The sequence below is a fragment of the Cryobacterium sp. AP23 genome, assembly GCF_054075385.1.
In genome coordinates, this window is record NZ_CM133415.1 from 4,124,534 (window position 1) to 4,142,723 (window position 18,190).

Sequence of the window (18,190 nt, forward strand, 5' to 3'; positions counted from 1 at the left end):
ACGAAAGGCGCCACCGTGAACCCCGTCGACACGCACTGCCCGTACTGCGCCCTGCAGTGCGCGATGACGCTCACGCCCACCACCCCCGCCCCCGCCGGTTCCGCCGTACCCGCGGATGCCATCACCCTGCCGGTCACCATCGCCGGCCGGGCGTTCCCCACCAATCGCGGCGGGCTGTGCAAGAAAGGCTGGACCGCGGCGGAACTGCTCGCCTCGGCCGACCGCATCCGCGAACCCATGCGGCGCCAGGCCGACGGCAGCTTCGCGCCGGTCTCCTGGGCTGAGGCGCTCGACCTCATCGCCGACACGCTCCGCACCAGCCGTGCCGACAACGGCGCCGACTCGGTGGGCGTCTTCGGCGGCGGCGGACTGACCAACGAGAAGGCCTACCAGCTGGGCAAGTTCACCCGGCTGGCGCTCGGCTCCTCCCGCATCGACTACAACGGCCGGTTCTGCATGTCCAGCGCCGCCGCGGCCGGCAACCGCGCCTTCGGCCTCGACCGCGGGTTGCCGTTCCGGGTCGAGGACCTCGATGCGGCCGAGACCATCCTGATGCTCGGCTCCAACGTCGCCCAGACCATGCCGCCGTTCATCGGCCACCTCGACGGCGCCCGGCAGGCCGGCGGCCTCGTCGTCGTCGACCCGCGCCGCACCGCCACCGCCCGCCTCACCGACGACGGCGCCGGCATGCACGTGCAGCCCGCCCCCGGCACCGACCTGGTGCTGCTGCTCGGCCTCACCCACCTCGCTCTCGCCGAACGCCTCGCCGACACCGACTACCTCGCCGCCCGCACCACCGGCTTCGACCAGCTGCGGATGAGCGTGGCCGGTTGGTACCCGCAGCGGGTGCAGGAGCACACCGGCGTTCCGGTCTGGCAGCTGCGCGACCTGGCCCGCCGGCTCGCGAACGGCCGGGGCACCTACATCCTCACCGGCCGCGGCGTCGAGCAGCACGTCGACGGCACCGACACCGCCACCGCCGCGATCAACCTCGCGCTGGTGCTCGGCCTGGTCGGCACCGCGCACTCCGGCTACGGCACCCTCACCGGCCAGGGCAACGGGCAGGGCGGCCGTGAACACGGCCAGAAGTGCGACCAGCTGCCCGGCTACCGCAAGATCACCGACCCCGCCGCCCGCACCCACGTCGCCGCGGTGTGGGGCGTCGACCCGGCCATCATTCCCGGTGCCGGTCTCCCCGCGGTCGACCTGCTCAATGCGCTCGGCCAGCCGGGCGGCATCCGGGTCCTGCTCGTGCACGGCGCGAACGTCGTTGTGTCCGCTCCGGACGCCGACCGGGTGCGCGCGGGCCTCGCCAGCCTCGACTTCCTCGTGGTGTGCGACTTCTTCTTCTCCGAGACCGCCGCCCTGGCCGACGTCGTGCTGCCGGTGACCCAGTGGGCCGAGGAGGAGGGCACGATGACCTCGCTCGAGGGCCGCGTCATCCGCCGCCGCCGGGCGATCGACCCGCCCGCTGGGGTGCGCAGCGAGCTGTGGATCTTCCAGGAACTGGCCCGGCGCCTGGACGCCCCCGGCGTCTACAGCGCCGAACCCGGCGAGGTCTTCGACGAGCTCTGCCGGGCCTCGGAGGGCGGCATCGCAGACTACTCCGGCATCGACTATGCGCTGCTGGATGCGGGGGAGCCCGCCTACTGGCCGTACCCGGCCGGATCCGGCGGCACCCCACGCCTGTTCCTGGACCGGTTCGCCCACGACGACGGCCGGGCGCGCATCGTCGCCGTCACGGCCCGCGCCGTCGCCGCGCCCGCCCAGACGCGGGGCGCGCTCACGCTGATCACCGGCCGGCTGCTCGAGCACTACCAGTCCGGCTCGCAGACCCGGCGGGTGCCTGAGCTGGCCGACGCGCAGCCGGAGGCGCGGATGCAGGTGCACCCGGCCACCGCCGCGGGCCTCGGCCTTGTCGACGGCGGCTGGGCCGAACTGGCCAACGAACGCGGGATCGTGCGTTGCCGGGCCCAGTTGAGCGCCGACATCCGGCCCGACACGGTGTTCCTGCCCTTCCACTTTCCCGCCGACCAGCGCGCCAACCTGCTCACCGCTGGGGCAACCGACCCGATCTCGGGCATGCCCGAGTTCAAGCGCACGGCCGTGCGGGTGCGGGCGATCGATGCGCCCGACCAGCCGGCCACCGACCACGAGAGGGTGATGGCGGATGCCTGAACTGACCAACGCCGGGCGCACGTCCCCCGAACGCATCATCGTCGTCGGCTACGGCCCGGTCGGCGCCCGGTTCGTCGACGAGCTGCTCCCGCTGGTCGAGGCCGGCCTGGCCGACCTCACCGTCGTCGGCGCCGAGCAGGAGCACGCCTACAACCGGGTGCTGCTGGCCGACTACGCCGTGGGACGCACCGACCGCGACACGCTCGACCTCACCGACGGCGGCCGGGCCCGCGCCGCCGGTGCCACGATCCTCACCGGCATCAACGTCACCTCCGTCAACCGCACCATCTGCACAGTCAGCCTCAGCGACGGCAGCACGCTGCCCTACGACCGGCTCGTGCTGGCCACCGGTGCCCGCGCCAACGTGCCCACCCTCGACGGTGTGAAGCGGGTGCGCCGCGGCCTGATGAAACCCGGCACGGATGCCGCCACCCTGGACTCCGCCGAGGCCCCGCTGCCGCGCGGCATCTCAGCGCTCCGCGACCTCGCCGACGCCGCCACCGTGCTCGCGGCGGTGCAGGCCGGCCAGCGCATCGTGGTGCTCGGTGCCGGCGTGCTGGGCATGGAGATCGCGCTCGCCGCAGCGGCAGCCGGCGCGCAGGTGTGCGTGGTGTACCACGGCGAGATTCCGATGAACCGCAACCTCGACCGCGGTGCCGGCTCTGTGCTCACCCGGAGCGCCCGGCGGGCCGGGGTGACCATGGTCAACCACGCTCGCGCCGAGAGCGTGCTGTTCCACCACGACGACGACGGCATCGAACGCTTCGAGGCCCTCATCTGCGCCGACGGCAAGCAGATCAACGGCGACCTGCTGCTGCTCTCCTGCGGTGTGGGCGCCCGCACCGAACTCGCCCACCTGGCCGGCCTGCCCGTGTCCACCGGCATCCTGGTCGACGAGTCGCAGCGAAGCTGGGCGGATGCGGCGATCCACGCCATCGGGGACTGCGCGCACGTGGCCGCCCGCCCCGCCGACACCGACCTCGGTGCCGCCTGGAACGGTGCCCGCATGGCGCCGCCCGGCGGTCCCTCCGGCCTGATCGGGCCGGGCTGGCGGCAGGCCGACAGCCTTGCTGCCCGGTTCACCGCCGAGATCACTGCCGGCATTCCCGCGGGCCGGGGTGCGGGGATCACCACCAGGACCGCGCCGGCGGTACCGACCGGGAGCGCCGACGAGCTCGGGGTCGCGGCCACGGCAGGCACCCCCGACGGCAGCATCGCGGCGGGCGGCGCAGCCACCGTCGCGGCGGAGCTGGTGGTCGCGGCCGCACCCGGCGCATCCGTCGTGATGCTCAAGGCCGAGGGCATCGACGTGGTCGCCGCCGGTGACACGTCCGCCGACCCGTTCGACGCTGCCCTGATCGAGGTCGATGAGCATGCGCACGGCTGCGCGGCCGGCCCGGGCCCGCTCAGCGTCTCCCAGTGGGCCGACCCCGAGCACGGCCGGTATGTGAAGATGGTCACCCGCGGCGGCATCCTCACCGGTTTCGTCTGCGTGGGCATGCCGCGCACCGGCGCCGAACTGACGCTGCTGTTCGAGCGCGGCAGCGAACTGCCCGCCGACCGGTCGGTGCTGCTGCGCTTCGACGGCCCGGACTACGACCCGGCCACCGCGGGGGACGCGTTCGCGCCGGAGTCCACGGTGTGCTGGTGCAACGGCGTGACCGTCGAGGCGATCACCGCCTCCGCGGAAGCGGGCAACGACACCGTGGCCTGCATCGGCAAGGCCACCCGGGCGGGAACCGGCTGCGGAGGCTGCAAGGGCCGCATCGGCGAGGTGCTCGAGCGCTTCGCCGTCCAGAGCGTCTGAGGATCCGGCTGCGCCGTCCGACCACTGTCGCCCGCACGCGAGTTGCCGCAAACGGCCCCTTCCCGGCGCCCGAAGGGGAACTTTGGCGGAAGTCGGGAGAGCCTCTTCTCCCGACTTGCTGCAAACGGCCCCTTCCCGGCGCCCGAAGGGGAACTTTGGCGGGAGTGGCCGGTGGAGGTCGAGCGGCGGGTGCCCCAGAGTGTGCCGTGAACGTTCCCGGGTGCTTGCCGTGAGTGCCGGATGCTGATAGCCCTGAAGCTGTAACTGCAGTGTTCTCCGGGTAGCGGCGCCAGTGCCGGTAATCCCGCCTTGAAGGGATGCCCACGATGACGCCCAAGAAGTCCAGCACCAACCCGACGACGAACCAGCCGAGCCCCGTGCACCTGGACGACACCGATGAACGAGGCGAGTCCACCCTCGAGGTCGGCACTCCCAAGTCCTGGGCGGCGGGCGTCCCCGGGGTGCTGCACTCCACCATCCCGGCACTGGAGGGGATGGGCGTCACCCGCACCCGCAAGACCCTGCTGGCGATGAACCAGAAGGACGGCTTCGACTGCATGAGCTGCGCCTGGCCGGACCCCACCCACCGCAAGACCTTCGAGTTCTGCGAGAACGGCGCCAAGGCCGTCACCTGGGAGGCCACGCCCGTCACGATCGGCAGTGAATTCTGGGCCGAGCATCCGGTCAGTGACCTGCTCGGCCGCACCGAATACTGGCTGGGCATGCAGGGCCGGCTCACCGAGCCCGTCTATAAAGCCGCCGGCGACGACTACTACCGCCCGGTCAGCTGGCCGGACGCGTTCCGGGTGATCGCCGACAAGCTCAACTCGCTGGAGTCACCCAACCAGGCCGCGTTCTACACCAGCGGCCGCACCTCCAATGAGGCCGCGTTCGCCTACCAGCTCTTCGTACGCGCCTTCGGCACCAACAATCTGCCGGACTGCTCCAACATGTGCCACGAATCCTCCGGCTGGGCGATGGGCCAGACCATCGGCATCGGCAAGGCGACCATCACCTATGACGACTTCGGCAAGGCCGATCTCATCATCGTGATGGGCCAGAACCCGGGCACCAATCACCCACGGATGCTCACCGCACTGGAAGAGGCCAAGGAGAACGGCGCCGAGATCGTCGCGGTCAATCCCATGCCGGAGGCCGGGCTCAAGCGATACAAGAACCCGCAGAAGGTGAAGGGCATCATCGGGCACGGCACCGACATGGCCGACCAGTTCGTGCAGATCCGGCTCGGTGGTGACATGGCCCTGCTGCAGGCGGTGTCGAAGCGGGTGCTGGCCGCCGAGGCGGCGAAGCCGGGCACCGTGCTGGACCACGCCTTCCTGGCCGAGCATTGCCAGGGGCTGGAAGAACTCACCGACCACCTCTCCCAGGTGGACGAGGCCGCCGTGCTCGAGGCGACGGGCCTGCGCACGGCCGAGATCGACGAGCTCGCCGAACGCTACCTCCGGGCCGAGAATGTGATCATCACCTGGGCGATGGGCCTCACGCAGCACAAGAAGGGTGTGGCCACGATCAAGGAGATCATCAACCTGCTGCTGCTGCGCGGCAACATCGGCAAGCCGGGAGCCGGTGCGTCGCCGATCCGTGGCCACAGCAACGTGCAGGGCGACCGCACCATGGGCATCTGGGAGCAGATGCCGCCGACGTTCCTGGACTCACTGCAACGGGAGTTCGGCTTCGACCCGCCCCGCGAGCACGGCACCGACTCGGTGCAGACGATCGAGGGGCTGCGCGACGGCCGGATCAAGTTCTTCATGGCCGTCGGCGGCAACCTGGTGTCGGCGATCAGCGACACCCAGGCCGCCGAAGCGGCGATGCACGGCGCGGAGATGACGGTACAGGTGTCCACCAAGCTGAACCGGTCGCACGCCGTCGTCGGTGCCGAGGCGCTGATCCTGCCGACGATGGGCCGCACCGAGATCGACCGGCAGGCCACCGGCGTGCAGTTCGTTTCCGTGGAGGACACCGTCTGCGCGGTGCATCCGTCGTGGGGACAGGTGTCGCCGGTGTCACCGGACCTGCTCTCCGAGGTCGCGATCATCAGCCGCCTCGCCCGGGCCGTGCTGGGCTCCGCCGTGAACGTGGACTGGGCCGGGTTCGAGCGCAACTACGACCTGATCAGGGAGCACATCTCCCACGTCGTGGCCGGCTGCGATGACTACAACACCAAAATCCGCCAGGACGGCGGCTTCCTGCTGCCGAACGGTCCGCGGGATTCCCGCACCTTTCCGACCCCGACGGGCAAGGCCATGCTCACCGTCAACGACCTCGAGTACCTCGACCGGCCGGACGGCACCCTCATTCTGCAGAGCCTGCGTTCGCACGACCAGTTCAACACCACCATCTACGGGCACGACGACAGGTACCGCGGCATCAAGAAGGGCCGGCACGTCGTGTTCGTGAATCCCAACGACCTCGTTGCGCTGGGCCTGGCCGACGAGCAGCTGGTGGATGTCCACGGCGTGTACGACGACGGCGTCGAGCGGGTGCTGCGCGGGTTCCGGGCGGTGGCGTATCCGACGGCGCGCGGCTGCGCGGCGGCGTACTACCCGGAGGCGAATGTGCTTGTGCCGCTGGGGCATCTGGCCGAGGGCAGCAATACGCCGGTGTCGAAGGCGGTCATCGTGCGGTTGCAGGCGGCGCGCAACGTCGAGGCGGTGCTGACCTCCTAGGCGTAGCCTCCCGGCTCCGAGGGCCATCGGGGAGGGCTGACCAGGTCACTGGGCCGTGTGCGCCCAGCCGTCGTCGATGCCGCCGCTGCCGGTCTTCTCAGTGGCCTGCCTGGCCACGCCGACGGCCCGTTCCACGGCCGCGGTCGCTTCCTGTTTTCCGTCCGTGGACGTCATGCCGGCCGCATACCCCACCAGGAACGTGCTGATCGGGCCGGCACCCTCGCCCGCTGCCCGTGTCGTTTGGTCGGCCAGGCTCAGCAGCAGTGCGTGGTCCACCTCCAGGTCGAGGATCTGGAGTGCCTGGGTCAGGCGTCGGCTGAGGTCATCCAGCGCTCGGGTGTCGTCGATCGGGTTGCTCATGGGATCTCCTTGTGGCCGGATTCGGGTGCGCGATTCGTGCTTCAGGAGTAGCACCGTCTTCGCCGCACGGCAATCGTGATGCGTGCGTACCCACCGCAGGTACCCGGAAACCTGCCTCGGCCCACCCATCACCCAGGCACCGACACCGGAACAACCAGACCCGGCGTCACCGTCCGAGGCAGCGGGCAGCGACCTTCCCGAAGACCCGCCGTCCTGACGCCACCTTCCTGTCATGGCAGGGCAGGATGAGGACATGCGCAGCATCGAGTTGACCTTCGACCCGGACACCGAGGCCGCCTTTCGTGCGGAGTGGGCGGCACTGCAGGAAGCCGGACTACCGAACCTCGGCCGACACCCGGATCCGAGCAACCGGCCACACCTCACATTGGCCGCCGGGTCGACCGTCGCGCTCACCGATGCCCTGCGAGGCGTGTTCGAACCGCATCCGGCATTCCCGTTGCCGGTGGACCTCGGGGTCTCCGGCCTGGTGCTGTTCACGGCGAGCTCCGGCCGGTTCGTCCTCGCCCGTCCCGTGGTGATGAGCCGAGCACTGCTTGCGCTCCATCGGACCGTCCTCGCGCAGGCCCCGGGTGCGGTGGCGCTGACCCAGCCCGACCGGTGGACTCCGCATGTCACGCTTGCCCGGCGGATCAGCGCCGCCCAGGTCGCTGAGGCGCTCGAGGTGCTCGGTGAGCCGCCGCCGGCCGGTCAGTGCGTCGCGGCGCGCTTCTGGAATGGCGAAACGAAGACGCTGACGGCGCTGGCCGGCTGAGTACACCGGTCGGTCTCCGCTACCAGGGCAGCGGCAGGGTGGCAACCGAATCGGGGGCGCACGCGCCGCCGGCCGGCACAATGGCCACGCCATCGGCCTCGGCGAGTCCGCGCATCATCCCCGAGCCCTGCCGTGCCGTCGGAACCGCACCCTCAGCGCTCTGCCGGTACGCCACCAGGCGGGTCGAGCCGCTGAGATTGGCCACATCCTGGGCCAGCGTGACCCGGCCCAGCGGGGCCAGCGGACGTCCCAGCATCCCGTCGATGAGCGGCACACCGAGGCTCGCCAGCACCAACATCGCGGCCAGAGGATTGCCGGGCAGGCACAGCATCAGCCGCCCATCGACCAGCCGAGCCACCATCACAGGGTGCCCCGGCCGCATCCGCACACCGTCGATGAGCACCGTGGCGCCGAGCTCGGTGAGCGCGGCGCGTACGTGGTCGGCCGGACCGCGGGCGCTGCCGCCGGTGCTGATCACCAGGCTGGCGGTGCTCGACCGCACGGCGTCGATGGTCTGGCCGAGGTCGTCGGGCAGTCGTCGCAGACCGCTCAGCTGCACGCCGAGGCTCGTCAGGAGCGCCGGGAACTCGGGGGAGTAGGCGTCGCGCACCTGTCCCGGACCGGGGATTCCGGCCTCGATCACTTCGGTGCCCAGCAGCAGCAGTTCCACGGTGGGCGGCGTCGTCACGGAGACGCTGTCGTGGCCGGTCACCGCGGCCAACGCCACGCGCGGTGCCGTGAGCAGGCAGCCGGCCTGGAGCATCCGTTCGTCCAGTCCGCACTCCTCGCCGCGGGCACGCACATGCTCCCCGGGCGCCGGTTCGTCGGCGCGGGACTCCGCCGACCGGGTCAGAGTGGTCCCGGCGCCCGCCGATGCAGACGGGCCGACCACCCCGTGCTCAGAGCGCAGGATGCCGTGGGTTCCGGCCGGCACGCAGCCGCCGGTGGCGATGGCCCGTGCAGTTCCCGGTGTGAGGGGCTGCGCTGCCGGCGGATCGCCCGCGAGGATCGGGTCGCCGAGCAGCCACGGCGCCTCGCCGCTGACGGCCCAGCCGTCCATGGCCGAAGACGCGAAGCTCGGCAGGGGGGTCAGGGAGTGCACATCAGCGGCCAGCGTGCGTCCGGTGGCCTCGGCGAGCGGCACGGTTGTGGTCGTGCGGGGCAGCTCCGTGCCGAGTCGGTGCACGGTGGCCCGGGCCTCCAGCCACTCCATCAGCGGGCCACTCCGTCGCTACGGGTCGCGCCGAAGGTGGCCGGCCGGGCAGGGTGGATCGTGGGCATTGCTGACTCCTTGCGGATCATCGACGACAGGTCGCCTGAGTCAAGGCTAGCCACTCACCGCTCTCGCTGCGGAGTCGCCGGCGATCCGGCGGGAGCGGGAAGCACGATGCCGAGCCGGGCCGCGTCAGCCGGGGTGTCGACATCATCGCTGAGCGCCTCGGAAAGGCGTAATTCCACCAGGTTGAGGCCGCCGATCAGGCTGTTCACGGCGAGGTTTTCGGCGCTGCCGAGCCGCCGCGCGGCGGCGACGAGGGCGGCCCGACGATAGACGGCGAGCAGGGGCTGGCGCCGACCCCCGGCATCGAGAGTGATCACACCGTCGATGACCGCGGGCTGGCCACCGATCTCGGGGGAGTCGCGGACCGTGCCGAGCTCGGCCAGCAGCGCAGTGACCGCATCGCCGGGCCGCACGAGGTCGCCGGCGAGCACGACGACCCAGTCCGCGTCGATATCGGCATCGGTATCGGCGCCGGTGTGGCTGTCGGCGCCGTGAGCCGCGGCCAGGGCAGCCAGCCCGGCCGCGATCGCCGCGGCGGGGCCGCCCCAGCGCGGCTCCTCCACAGTGCGCACGACGGATGCGGGCAGGTCGGCGTCAGAGCCGACCACGCACAGGCGACCGGCCCCGGCGACGGCGGTGACAGCACCGTCGAGCAGGGTTCGTCCGTGCCAGAGCAATGCGGTCTTGTCGATGCCACCCAACCGATTGGCGCGGCCGCCCGCCACGATGATCGCATCCCAGCGTGGAGCGGGGGCGAAACTCGGTGAGGCAGGCGAAGGATCGGGGTGCATGGCGGGTCCAGGGGATCGGGTGGAACGGGCGGTTGCTCGGCGTGAGACGGCTGCGGCGACCCGATCAGGCTACCGGGGCTCGACTGCCGACGAACACGACTGACACGACGAACACCACGAAATACGACGACCGCCGCCAAGGCCCCGAACACGACAACCGGGACCGGGCCGCATGATGCCGCCCGATCCCGGTTGTCGCCTGCCGGCCGTCTCGGTTGGAGAGGCCGACGGCTGCGCTGCCCTAGTTCTGTTGACCTAGTCCTTCAGGTAGCCGTTCGGGTTGAGCACGTACTTGGTCGCCGCACCCGCATCGAATTCGGCGTACCCGCGCGGGGCATCCTCGAGGCTGATCGGCTGTGCGTGCACGGCCTTGGCGATCTGTACCCGGTCGTGCAGGATGGCCATCATCAGCTGCCGGTTGTACTTCATCACCGGGCACTGACCGGTGGTGAACGACAGTGACTTCGCCCAACCGGTACCGAGGCTGAGCGACAGTGAGCCCACCTTGGCCGCTTCGGTCGCCGCTCCCGGGTCACCCGTGACGTAGAGGCCAGGGATACCGAGCGCACCGCCGGCGGCAGTGATGCTCATCAGCGAGTTCAGCACCGTTGCCGGCTTTTCCGTTCCGGCGTCCTTGCCGTGGCCGTGTGCCTCGAAGCCGACGGCGTCCACCGCCGCATCCACCTCCGGCACGCCCAGGATCTGTTCGATCTGGTCCTGCGGCTCGCCCTTGGTGAGGTCGACGGTCTCGCATCCGAAGCTGCGGGCCTGCGCCAGCCGCTCGGGGTTGAGGTCGCCGACGATCACGACGGCCGCGCCCAGCAGCTGGGCCGAAACGGCCGCCGCAAGGCCTACCGGTCCGGCACCGGCGATGTAGGCCGTTGAGCCCACGCCGATTCCGGCGGTGAACGCACCGTGGAACCCGGTCGGGAAGATGTCGGACAGCATGGTGAGGTCCAGGATCTTCTCCAGCGCCTGCTCCCGGTCCGGGAACTTCAGCAGGTTCCAGTCGGCGTAGGGCACGAGCACGTACTGCGACTGCCCGCCGACCCAGCCGCCCATGTCGACGTAGCCGTACGCGCTACCCGGACGGTCCGGGTTCACGTTCAGGCAGACGCCGGTCTTGCGTTCCTTGCAGTTGCGACAGCGACCGCAGGAGATGTTGAACGGGACGGAGACGATGTCGCCGACCTTGATGAACTCGACGTCGCGGCCGACTTCGACCACCTCGCCGGTGATTTCATGCCCGAGCACCAGCCCGGTCGGAGCGGTCGTGCGCCCCCGGACCATGTGCTGGTCTGACCCACAGATATTCGTTGTGATGGTCCTCAGGATCACGCCATGCTGAACCTGGCGCCCGACATTTGCCGGGTTGACGCCGGGTCCGTCCTTGAGCTCGAAGGTGGGGTAGTCGATGTCTATGACGTCGACCTTGCCGGGTCCTTCGTAAGCAACTGCTCTGTTTGTTGCCATTATTTGTATCCTCCTTGATACCTGTTGTGACACCTGAACCTGTCGGTTCGCGCTTGTGGCGCACGGCATCCTCAGTGGTGTTTCTCGGTGGTTCGTCCCGAGCAGCAGAAGGCGCCGGAACACTCTCAATGGCACTCCACGAGACTGGGAATTTCAAGGGTGTCGGTAATGCAAAAGGTGTGTATCGTGTGTGTGTCGAACGCCAAATCGCGCCCCGCAAACTGCGTGCGATCGCCGCGTTTTATCGAGATATGTCGCGAAACGTTGTTTAGTGTGGTCACATGCGAACTCCCGACAACTCCGGCGCCCGTCAGACCGGTCACCGAACCGACTCTCCGACAACGCTGCGCACACTGCTGACCGACCAGCTGGGCTGGCTCGGCCTGCGCAGCGGGCAGATCCTGCTCGCGCTCGCGCTGGTCGCCGTCATCATCTTCATCCTCGTGCAGGTGAAGCTCGTGGTGATTCCCGTGCTGATCGCCATCATCCTGGCCTCGGCGTTGAGCCCGGTTGTCGGATGGCTGCGCCGGCGCGGGCTGTCGGCCATCCTGGCGACCTGGGTCACCCTGCTCACCGCCATCGTCGTGTTCGGCGGGATCATCACGCTCATCGTCTTCGCCGTCGAGAACCAGTGGAACGAGCTGTACTCCAGCGCGTCTGACGGCATCGATGAGCTGTCCACCTACCTCGCCGAGGGCCCGTTGGCCATCGACGCCAGCCAGATCGAGGATGCCAAGAATGCCGGCATCGACTTCCTCACCAGCAGCCAGTTCGGCTCCGGCGCGCTCGCCGGGGTCTCGGCCGCCGGACAGTTCATCACCGGGCTCGCGCTCGTGATCGTGATCCTCTTCTTCTTCCTCAAGGACGGCGACGTCATCTGGAACTTCTTCCTGAGCCCGTTCAAGGGCGAGCGCCTGCAGCGCGGCCGACGCATTGGCCACACCTCGGTGCGGGTACTCGGCGGGTACGTGCGGGGCACCGCCATCGTGGCCTTCGTCGACGCGGCCGCCATCGGAATCGGACTCACCATCCTCCAGGTTCCGCTGGCACTGCCGTTGGCGGTCATCGTGTTCCTCACCGCCTTCATCCCGCTGGTCGGCGCGACCGTGGCCGGCATCCTGGCCGCGCTGGTCGCCCTCGTGGCGAACGGCTGGGTCGTGGCCCTGATCGTGGTGGGCATCGTCGTGGTGGTCAACCAGCTGGAGGGCAACTTCCTGCAGCCCGTGGTCATGGCACAGTCGCTCAAGCTGCACCCGCTGGTCATCCTCGTGGCGCTCACCGCCGGCACCATCCTGGCCGGCATCATCGGCGCGGTGCTCGCCGTGCCGATCGCCGCCGTCGGCTGGGCCATCGCGAAGACCTGGAACAAGCCCGAACTCACCCCGCGCCCCGCGCTCACGTAGCCGCCGCGGGCGGCGTTCGCGGCACAAGCGCCGGCTGAACTCTCGCGGCACGCCGTAGTCCCGGCGGCACGTGGTCGTACACGTGCCGCCGGGCGTAACGCGTGCCGCGAGAGTGCGTACACGTGCCGCCGGGCGTAACACGTGCCGTGAGGCTTTATCGCTCAGGTCTCGAGGCGCTTGGGGGAGCCGGCCTTGAGGGCCGTCTCCTCCACGTCGATGAACGCCAGCGCCGAACGGATGGCCGGCTCCTGGTAGCGCCCCTCCACCCGGGCGGCGAGCACGGCCTCCCGCTCGGCCTCGATCATGGCCCGCCGCAGCCGGTTGTACGCGGCCGGCAGCGGCTCCGCCTCTTCCGGAGCCGGGTTGTCGAGCGCATCGGCGAGGAACCGGGCGTTGGTGCGCAACCGGCCGATCACCCGATCCTCGTCGGCGTCGGTGACCTCGGCATCCAGCCGGGCCAGGCCCGCGGTCTGCGCCTCCGCCAACAGCATCTGCGCCTCGATCCGCTCCTGCGACTTATTGGGCGGCGGCAGCCGCAGCCGGCGGATGATCCACGGCAGGGCAAGCCCCTGCAGCAGGGTGCCGACCACCACGACGAACGCCAGCAGCTGCAGCAGCTCCCGTTGCGGCGTCTCGGGCGGCAGCAGGAACACCGCCGCGAGCGTGACCACGCCGCGCATCCCCGCGAACGACACGGCCACCCCGGTGCGCCAACTCCAGCCCCGCTCCCGCAGCCGTCTCGGCCCGTACCGGTAGATCGAGGTGGTGATTGCCATCCACACGAACCGCGACAGCAGCAGGGCGGCGAAGATCACCAGGGAGATCCGCACGGTCGCCCAGAAGCCGGTGCCGGTCTGCATCACGCCCTCGAGGATGGATTCCAGGTTCAACCCGATGAAGAGGAACACGGCGTTCTCCAGCAGGAACTGGATGGTGCGCCAGTTGATCGACTCGGCGATGCGGGCCTCGGCCGACTGGATCACCGGGGCGCGATAGCCCAGGAACAGCCCGGCGATCACCACCGCCAGCACGCCGGAACCATGCACGAGTTCGCCCAGGATGAACGCCAGGTAGGGCGTCACAAGCGACAGGCTGGTGTCGAGAACAGGGGCGCGCAACTGCTTGCGGATCATGGCCAGGACGTAGCCCACCACGAGCCCCACGCCCACCCCGCCGACCACGGCCACCACGAAGTCGCCGGTCACCGACCACGGGCTCACGGTGCTCAGGATGGCCGCGATCGCCGCGTTGAGGGCCACCAGCGCGGTGGCGTCGTTGAGCAGGCTCTCACCCTCGAGCACCGTCACCACCCGCCGCGGCAGGCCGAGGCGCCCGGCGATGGCCGTGATCGCCACGGCATCCGTCGGCGCCACGACGGCACCGAACGCGAACGCGGCGGCGAGCGTGATCGCCGGCACCACCAGCCAGGCCGTGAGCCCGACGGCCACCACCGTGAAGGCCACCAGGCCCACCGACAGCAACAGGATGCCGTCCCGCCTGGCGCGCACATCCACCACCGACGTGCGGATGGCCGCCGCGAACAGCAGCGGAGGCAGCAAACCGTAGAGCACCAGCTCCGGTTCGAGCTCGATCCGCGGCACCGACGGCAGGAATGACGCCGCCGCACCGACCACCACCAGCACGAAGGGCGCCGACCAGCCGATCCGCCGGGAGAAGCCGGTCACGGTGACCGTGACCACGACGAACGCGACGATCCAGACGATGGTGCTGACAGGGTCCATAGCGACCATTATGCGCAAGGGCGGGGCGCGAACGCTGCCGCACCGCCCACGCCTGCCATTGCCGGTTCACGGGTTCCCGCCTACCATCCCCAGCAACACGCGAGGAAGCGAGGCGCACATGGCCGTGAGCACTCTCAAGGACATCGTCGATCGTGCGTTCGCCGAGAAATACGGCGTTCCCGCGATCAACATCGTGAACGACCTGACGATGGAGGCGGTGCTGGCCGGAGCGGTTGAAGCGCGCTCCCCGGTGATCGTGCAAACCTCGGTGAAAACGGTCAAGTCGATCGGCTCCGACGTGCTCTTCGCCATGTGGTCGTCGATGACGGCCGGCATCGAGGTGCCCGTGGCCCTGCACCTGGACCATTGCCCCGACCGGGACGTGATCACCGAATGCCTCGAGCGGGGCTGGAACTCGGTGCTCTTCGACGCATCCACCCTGCCGGTGGAGGAGAACCAGCGCCAGACCATCGAAGTGGTCAAGCAGGCGCGCACCTTCGGCGCCCATGTGGAGGGCGAGATCGAATCGATCACCGGGGTGGAAGACGGCGTGGGCAGCGACACCGAGGCGGCCAGGCAGAGCCTCGAGGTGTCGCTGCGCTTCCTCGAAGCCACCGGGGTCGACGTGTTCGCGCCGGCGATCGGCAACGCGCACGGCGTGTACAAGCGGGAACCGGTGCTGGATTTCCAGCGGGTGAGCGACCTCGTGGCCGCGCACCCGATCCCGATCGCCCTGCACGGCGGCAGCGGCATGACCGACGCCCAGTTCACCGACCTGATCGCGCGCGGCTGCGCCAAGGTGAACATCTCCACGGCGCTGAAGATCACCTTCATGAAATCGAACCTGTCCTTCCTCACGGATGCGCAGGCGCGCGACAAGTGGGACCCGCCGTCGCTGTTCACGAAGGTGCGCACCGACATCGTCAACCTCACCACGGGGCTCGCCGAGCAGTTCGGTAGCGCGGGAAAGGCGTGACATGCCGGCGCTGATCTTCGACTGCGACGGGGTGCTCGCCGACACCGAACGGGACGGCCACCTGCCGGCCTTCAACCAGACCTTCAGCGAGTTCGGGGTGCCCGTGCAGTGGAGCGACGCCGACTATGCCGAGAAGGTGAAGATCGGCGGCGGCAAGGAGCGGATGCGGAGCATCCTCACCCCGGATGTCGTGCGCCAGCTGGGCCTGCCGGACGACCCCGACGCCTGGACCGACACCGTCCAACAGTGGCACAAACGCAAGACCGCCATCTACACCGAACGGGTGGCCGCGGGGGTGATGCCGGGCCGGCCGGGCATCCGCCGAATCGTCGAAGAGGCCGCCGCAGCCGGCTGGACCCTGGCCGTCGCGTCGACGTCGGCGGAGGCGTCGGTGCGGGCGGTGCTCGAGCACGCCGTCGGTGCGGAGCTGGCGGGGCGGTTCCAGGTCTTCGCGGGTGACATCGTGCCGGCGAAGAAACCCGCCCCCGACATCTACCTGCACGCCCTGCGGGAAATCGGAGTGGCCCCGGCCGAGACGCTGGTGATCGAGGACAGCGCCAACGGGCTGCAGGCGGCGCTCGCCGCGGGCCTGGTCACCGTGGTCACCGTGAGCAGCTACACGGCAGAGGAGGACTTCACCGGGGCCGCCCTGGTGGTGTCCTCGCTCGGCGACCCGGGCGGGCCCGCAACCGAGGTGCTCAGCGACCCGGCGGGTATCCGTCCGCAGCCGTACGTGCGCCTCTCCGATCTCGATGCAATCCTGCGCGCAGCACCGGCTCCAGCCGCTGCCGCACCCGAAACAGAAAGCGAGACCCCATGACCAGCCTGGCCGACACCGAATTCGTGGTGCACAGCATCGCGCAGACCGCGGTGGACAACGAGAAGGAATTCGGCGACCTCGACGCCGTCGTCGGCGACGGTGACTTCGGCTACTCGCTCGCCCGCGGGTTCGAGATCGTGTTGGCGGACTGGGACGGCTTCGACCGGTCCAGCCCGAGCGCGTTCCTGCAGAAGGTGGGCATGGTCATTTCCGGTCGTATCGGCGGAACGTCCGGGCCGCTCTGGGGCACCGCGTTCCTGCGTGCCTCGATGTCGGTGAAGGGGAAGGACGAGGTGAGCGGCAGCGACGCCCTCGCCATGCTGCGAAACGCCATCGACGGTATCAAGGCCCGCGGCAAATCCGACGTCGGCGACAAGACCCTGCTCGATGCCATGGTTCCGGTGGCGGATGCGCTGGAGGCGGACCTCGCGGCCGGCACCGACGCGCCCAGCACGCTGCAGCACCTGGCCGGGGTGGCCAGGCGGAGCGCCGACCAGACCTCGATGCTGCAGGCACGCCGCGGCCGGGCCAGCTACACGGGGGAGCGCAGCATCGGCTCGCCCGACCCTGGCGCGGTGGCGGTGGCGGTGATCCTGGAGCGGCTCAGCGCCGAGTGGGACGCGCGGGCGGGAGCCTTCGCCGACGGCCAGGACACGGGCACGGCGGCGGGTGCCGACCGGCCGACCAGCCACACCGACTGACCGGATGCGCACAGCCGGCACCGCGCTGACCGCGCATGTCCGCCGGCCGCATTCACGTAGCACCGACGCACGAGCCGAGTACCGCAATGCATCATCAAGAGAGGGAGCCATGAAGAAGTTCGTCAATGACCCGAAGCAGTACGTCCCGGAGATGCTCAAGGGCATCGCGCTGGCCAACCCCGACACGCTGAAGTACGTGCCGGCCTACAACCTGATCATGCGCGCCGACGGGCCCAACCCCGACAAGGTGTCGATCATCCAGGGGTCCGGCTCCGGGCACGAACCGGCACACGTGATGACCGTGGGCAAGGGCATGCTCGACGCCGCCTGTCCGGGCGACGTGTTCTCCGCCCCACCGATGGACTACGTCTACGAGACCACCAAACTGCTCGCCTCACCCAAGGGGGTGCTGCTGCTGGTGAACAACTACACCGGTGACAGGATGGCCTTCGAGATGGCGCAGGAACTCAGCGCCGCCGACGGTGTGAACGTGAAGACCCTGTTCATCGACGATGACGTCGCCGTGCAGGACTCCACCTACACCGTGGGCCGGCGCGGGGTGGCCGGCAACTTCTTCGTGATGAAGGCCGTCGGCGCCGCCGCCGAACAGGGCGCGGACCTCGACGAACTGATCCGTATCGGCGAGAAGGTCGACAGCGTCACCCGCACTATGGGTATCGCCCTCACCTCCTGCACCCCGCCGGCGAAGGGATCGCCCCTGTTCGAACTCGGCGAGGACGAGATCGAGGTAGGGGTGGGCATCCACGGCGAACCCGGCCGCCGCCGCGACAAGCTCACCACGGCGGATGCGATGACCGACGAACTCCTGGACGCCGTGGTCAAGGACCTGCCGTACGTGGCCGGCGACCGGGTGGCGCTGATGATCAACGGGCTCGGCGGTACCCCGATCAGCGAGCTGTACATCCTGTTCGGGCACGCGCACGAACGGCTGACCGAGCTGGGCATCACCGTGGGGCGCAGCTATGTGGGCGAGTACTGCACGTCACTGGACATGGCCGGGGCGTCCCTCACCCTGGTGCGGCTCGACGACGAGATCGAGGCGCTGCTGGAGGCCCCGGCGGAGATCGCCGCCCGGGTGTTCTGAGCCGGGCCCGGAGCCGCCGAACTGCCGGCTCCGGGCATCAGCTCCGCATGGGCCGGGACGCCCGCGCGGGGGGCGGTGGCCGAGGGCCTGGCC

General features: G+C 69.9%; 14 protein-coding genes. 9 read left to right on the plus strand and 5 right to left on the minus strand.

Translation table 11 applies throughout. The features are described from left to right. The first annotated feature begins 15 nt into the window (after positions 1 to 15). From ACU5E9_RS19415 to ACU5E9_RS19425, 3 genes are all read left to right on the plus strand, one after another. Positions 16 to 2,178 carry a molybdopterin oxidoreductase family protein gene (locus tag ACU5E9_RS19415; RefSeq protein ID WP_456811517.1) on the plus strand — a complete coding sequence of 721 codons (2,163 nt, stop codon included), beginning with the start codon at positions 16 to 18 and terminating at the stop codon, positions 2,176 to 2,178. Further along, complete coding sequence (locus tag ACU5E9_RS19420) at positions 2,171 to 3,985, plus strand: FAD-dependent oxidoreductase (RefSeq protein WP_456811518.1); 1,815 nt, start codon at positions 2,171 to 2,173, stop codon at positions 3,983 to 3,985. The genes ACU5E9_RS19415 and ACU5E9_RS19420 overlap by 8 nt, the downstream gene beginning before the upstream one ends. A 326-nt stretch (positions 3,986 to 4,311) precedes the next feature. After that, positions 4,312 to 6,675, plus strand: coding sequence for an FdhF/YdeP family oxidoreductase (locus ACU5E9_RS19425; protein ID WP_456811519.1), 2,364 nt, complete (start codon positions 4,312 to 4,314; stop codon positions 6,673 to 6,675). Positions 6,676 to 6,720: 45 nt separating this feature from the next. Here the strand turns inward: ACU5E9_RS19425 and ACU5E9_RS19430 are convergent, their stop codons facing one another. After that, a complete protein-coding gene (locus ACU5E9_RS19430; protein ID WP_456811520.1) occupies positions 6,721 to 7,035 on the minus strand; it encodes a DUF6457 domain-containing protein in 315 nt (104 codons plus the stop codon). Positions 7,036 to 7,288: 253 nt separating this feature from the next. On the opposite strand from ACU5E9_RS19430, the gene ACU5E9_RS19435 reads away from it, so the two are divergent. Continuing rightward, a complete protein-coding gene (locus ACU5E9_RS19435) occupies positions 7,289 to 7,807 on the plus strand; it encodes a 2'-5' RNA ligase family protein (RefSeq protein WP_456811521.1) in 519 nt (172 codons plus the stop codon). Between the two features lie 19 nt (positions 7,808 to 7,826). Here the strand turns inward: ACU5E9_RS19435 and ACU5E9_RS19440 are convergent, their stop codons facing one another. From ACU5E9_RS19440 to fdhA, 3 genes are all read right to left on the minus strand, one after another. Beyond that, the gene (locus ACU5E9_RS19440; protein ID WP_456811522.1) at positions 7,827 to 9,020 is read right to left on the minus strand and encodes a molybdopterin molybdotransferase MoeA; all 1,194 of its coding nucleotides are present in this window, start codon (positions 9,018 to 9,020) and stop codon (positions 7,827 to 7,829) included. A gap of 122 nt (positions 9,021 to 9,142) precedes the next feature. Then, the gene (gene mobA / locus ACU5E9_RS19445) at positions 9,143 to 9,877 is read right to left on the minus strand and encodes a molybdenum cofactor guanylyltransferase (RefSeq protein WP_456811523.1); all 735 of its coding nucleotides are present in this window, start codon (positions 9,875 to 9,877) and stop codon (positions 9,143 to 9,145) included. A 255-nt stretch (positions 9,878 to 10,132) separates the two neighbouring features. Further along, the gene (gene fdhA, locus ACU5E9_RS19450) at positions 10,133 to 11,350 is read right to left on the minus strand and encodes a formaldehyde dehydrogenase, glutathione-independent (protein WP_456811524.1); all 1,218 of its coding nucleotides are present in this window, start codon (positions 11,348 to 11,350) and stop codon (positions 10,133 to 10,135) included. Positions 11,351 to 11,631: 281 nt separating this feature from the next. On the opposite strand from fdhA, the gene ACU5E9_RS19455 reads away from it, so the two are divergent. Continuing rightward, positions 11,632 to 12,753 (plus strand): AI-2E family transporter, encoded by a 1,122-nt coding sequence (locus ACU5E9_RS19455; protein ID WP_456811525.1) that lies wholly within the window; start codon positions 11,632 to 11,634, stop codon positions 12,751 to 12,753. A gap of 161 nt (positions 12,754 to 12,914) precedes the next feature. On the opposite strand, the gene ACU5E9_RS19460 is transcribed toward ACU5E9_RS19455, so the two are convergent. Next, positions 12,915 to 14,495 carry a Na+/H+ antiporter gene (locus ACU5E9_RS19460; protein WP_456811526.1) on the minus strand — a complete coding sequence of 527 codons (1,581 nt, stop codon included), beginning with the start codon at positions 14,493 to 14,495 and terminating at the stop codon, positions 12,915 to 12,917. Positions 14,496 to 14,613: 118 nt separating this feature from the next. Between ACU5E9_RS19460 and ACU5E9_RS19465 the strand changes: the two genes are divergently transcribed. The 4 genes from ACU5E9_RS19465 to dhaK all read left to right on the plus strand — a co-directional run bounded on the left by ACU5E9_RS19465 (position 14,614) and on the right by dhaK (position 18,097). Beyond that, the gene (locus tag ACU5E9_RS19465; protein WP_456811527.1) at positions 14,614 to 15,471 is read left to right on the plus strand and encodes a class II fructose-bisphosphate aldolase; all 858 of its coding nucleotides are present in this window, start codon (positions 14,614 to 14,616) and stop codon (positions 15,469 to 15,471) included. A 1-nt stretch (position 15,472) separates the two neighbouring features. Continuing rightward, positions 15,473 to 16,291 (plus strand): HAD-IA family hydrolase, encoded by an 819-nt coding sequence (locus tag ACU5E9_RS19470; RefSeq protein ID WP_456811528.1) that lies wholly within the window; start codon positions 15,473 to 15,475, stop codon positions 16,289 to 16,291. Continuing rightward, on the plus strand, positions 16,288 to 16,992 hold the full coding sequence (gene dhaL, locus ACU5E9_RS19475; protein ID WP_456811529.1) for a dihydroxyacetone kinase subunit DhaL: 705 nt from the start codon (positions 16,288 to 16,290) through the stop codon (positions 16,990 to 16,992). Before ACU5E9_RS19470 ends, dhaL begins: the two co-directional genes overlap by 4 nt. A gap of 109 nt (positions 16,993 to 17,101) precedes the next feature. Next, entirely contained in the window at positions 17,102 to 18,097 is a 996-nt protein-coding gene (dhaK, locus tag ACU5E9_RS19480) for a dihydroxyacetone kinase subunit DhaK (RefSeq protein ID WP_456811530.1), read from the plus strand. The last annotated feature ends 93 nt before the right edge of the window (positions 18,098 to 18,190 follow it).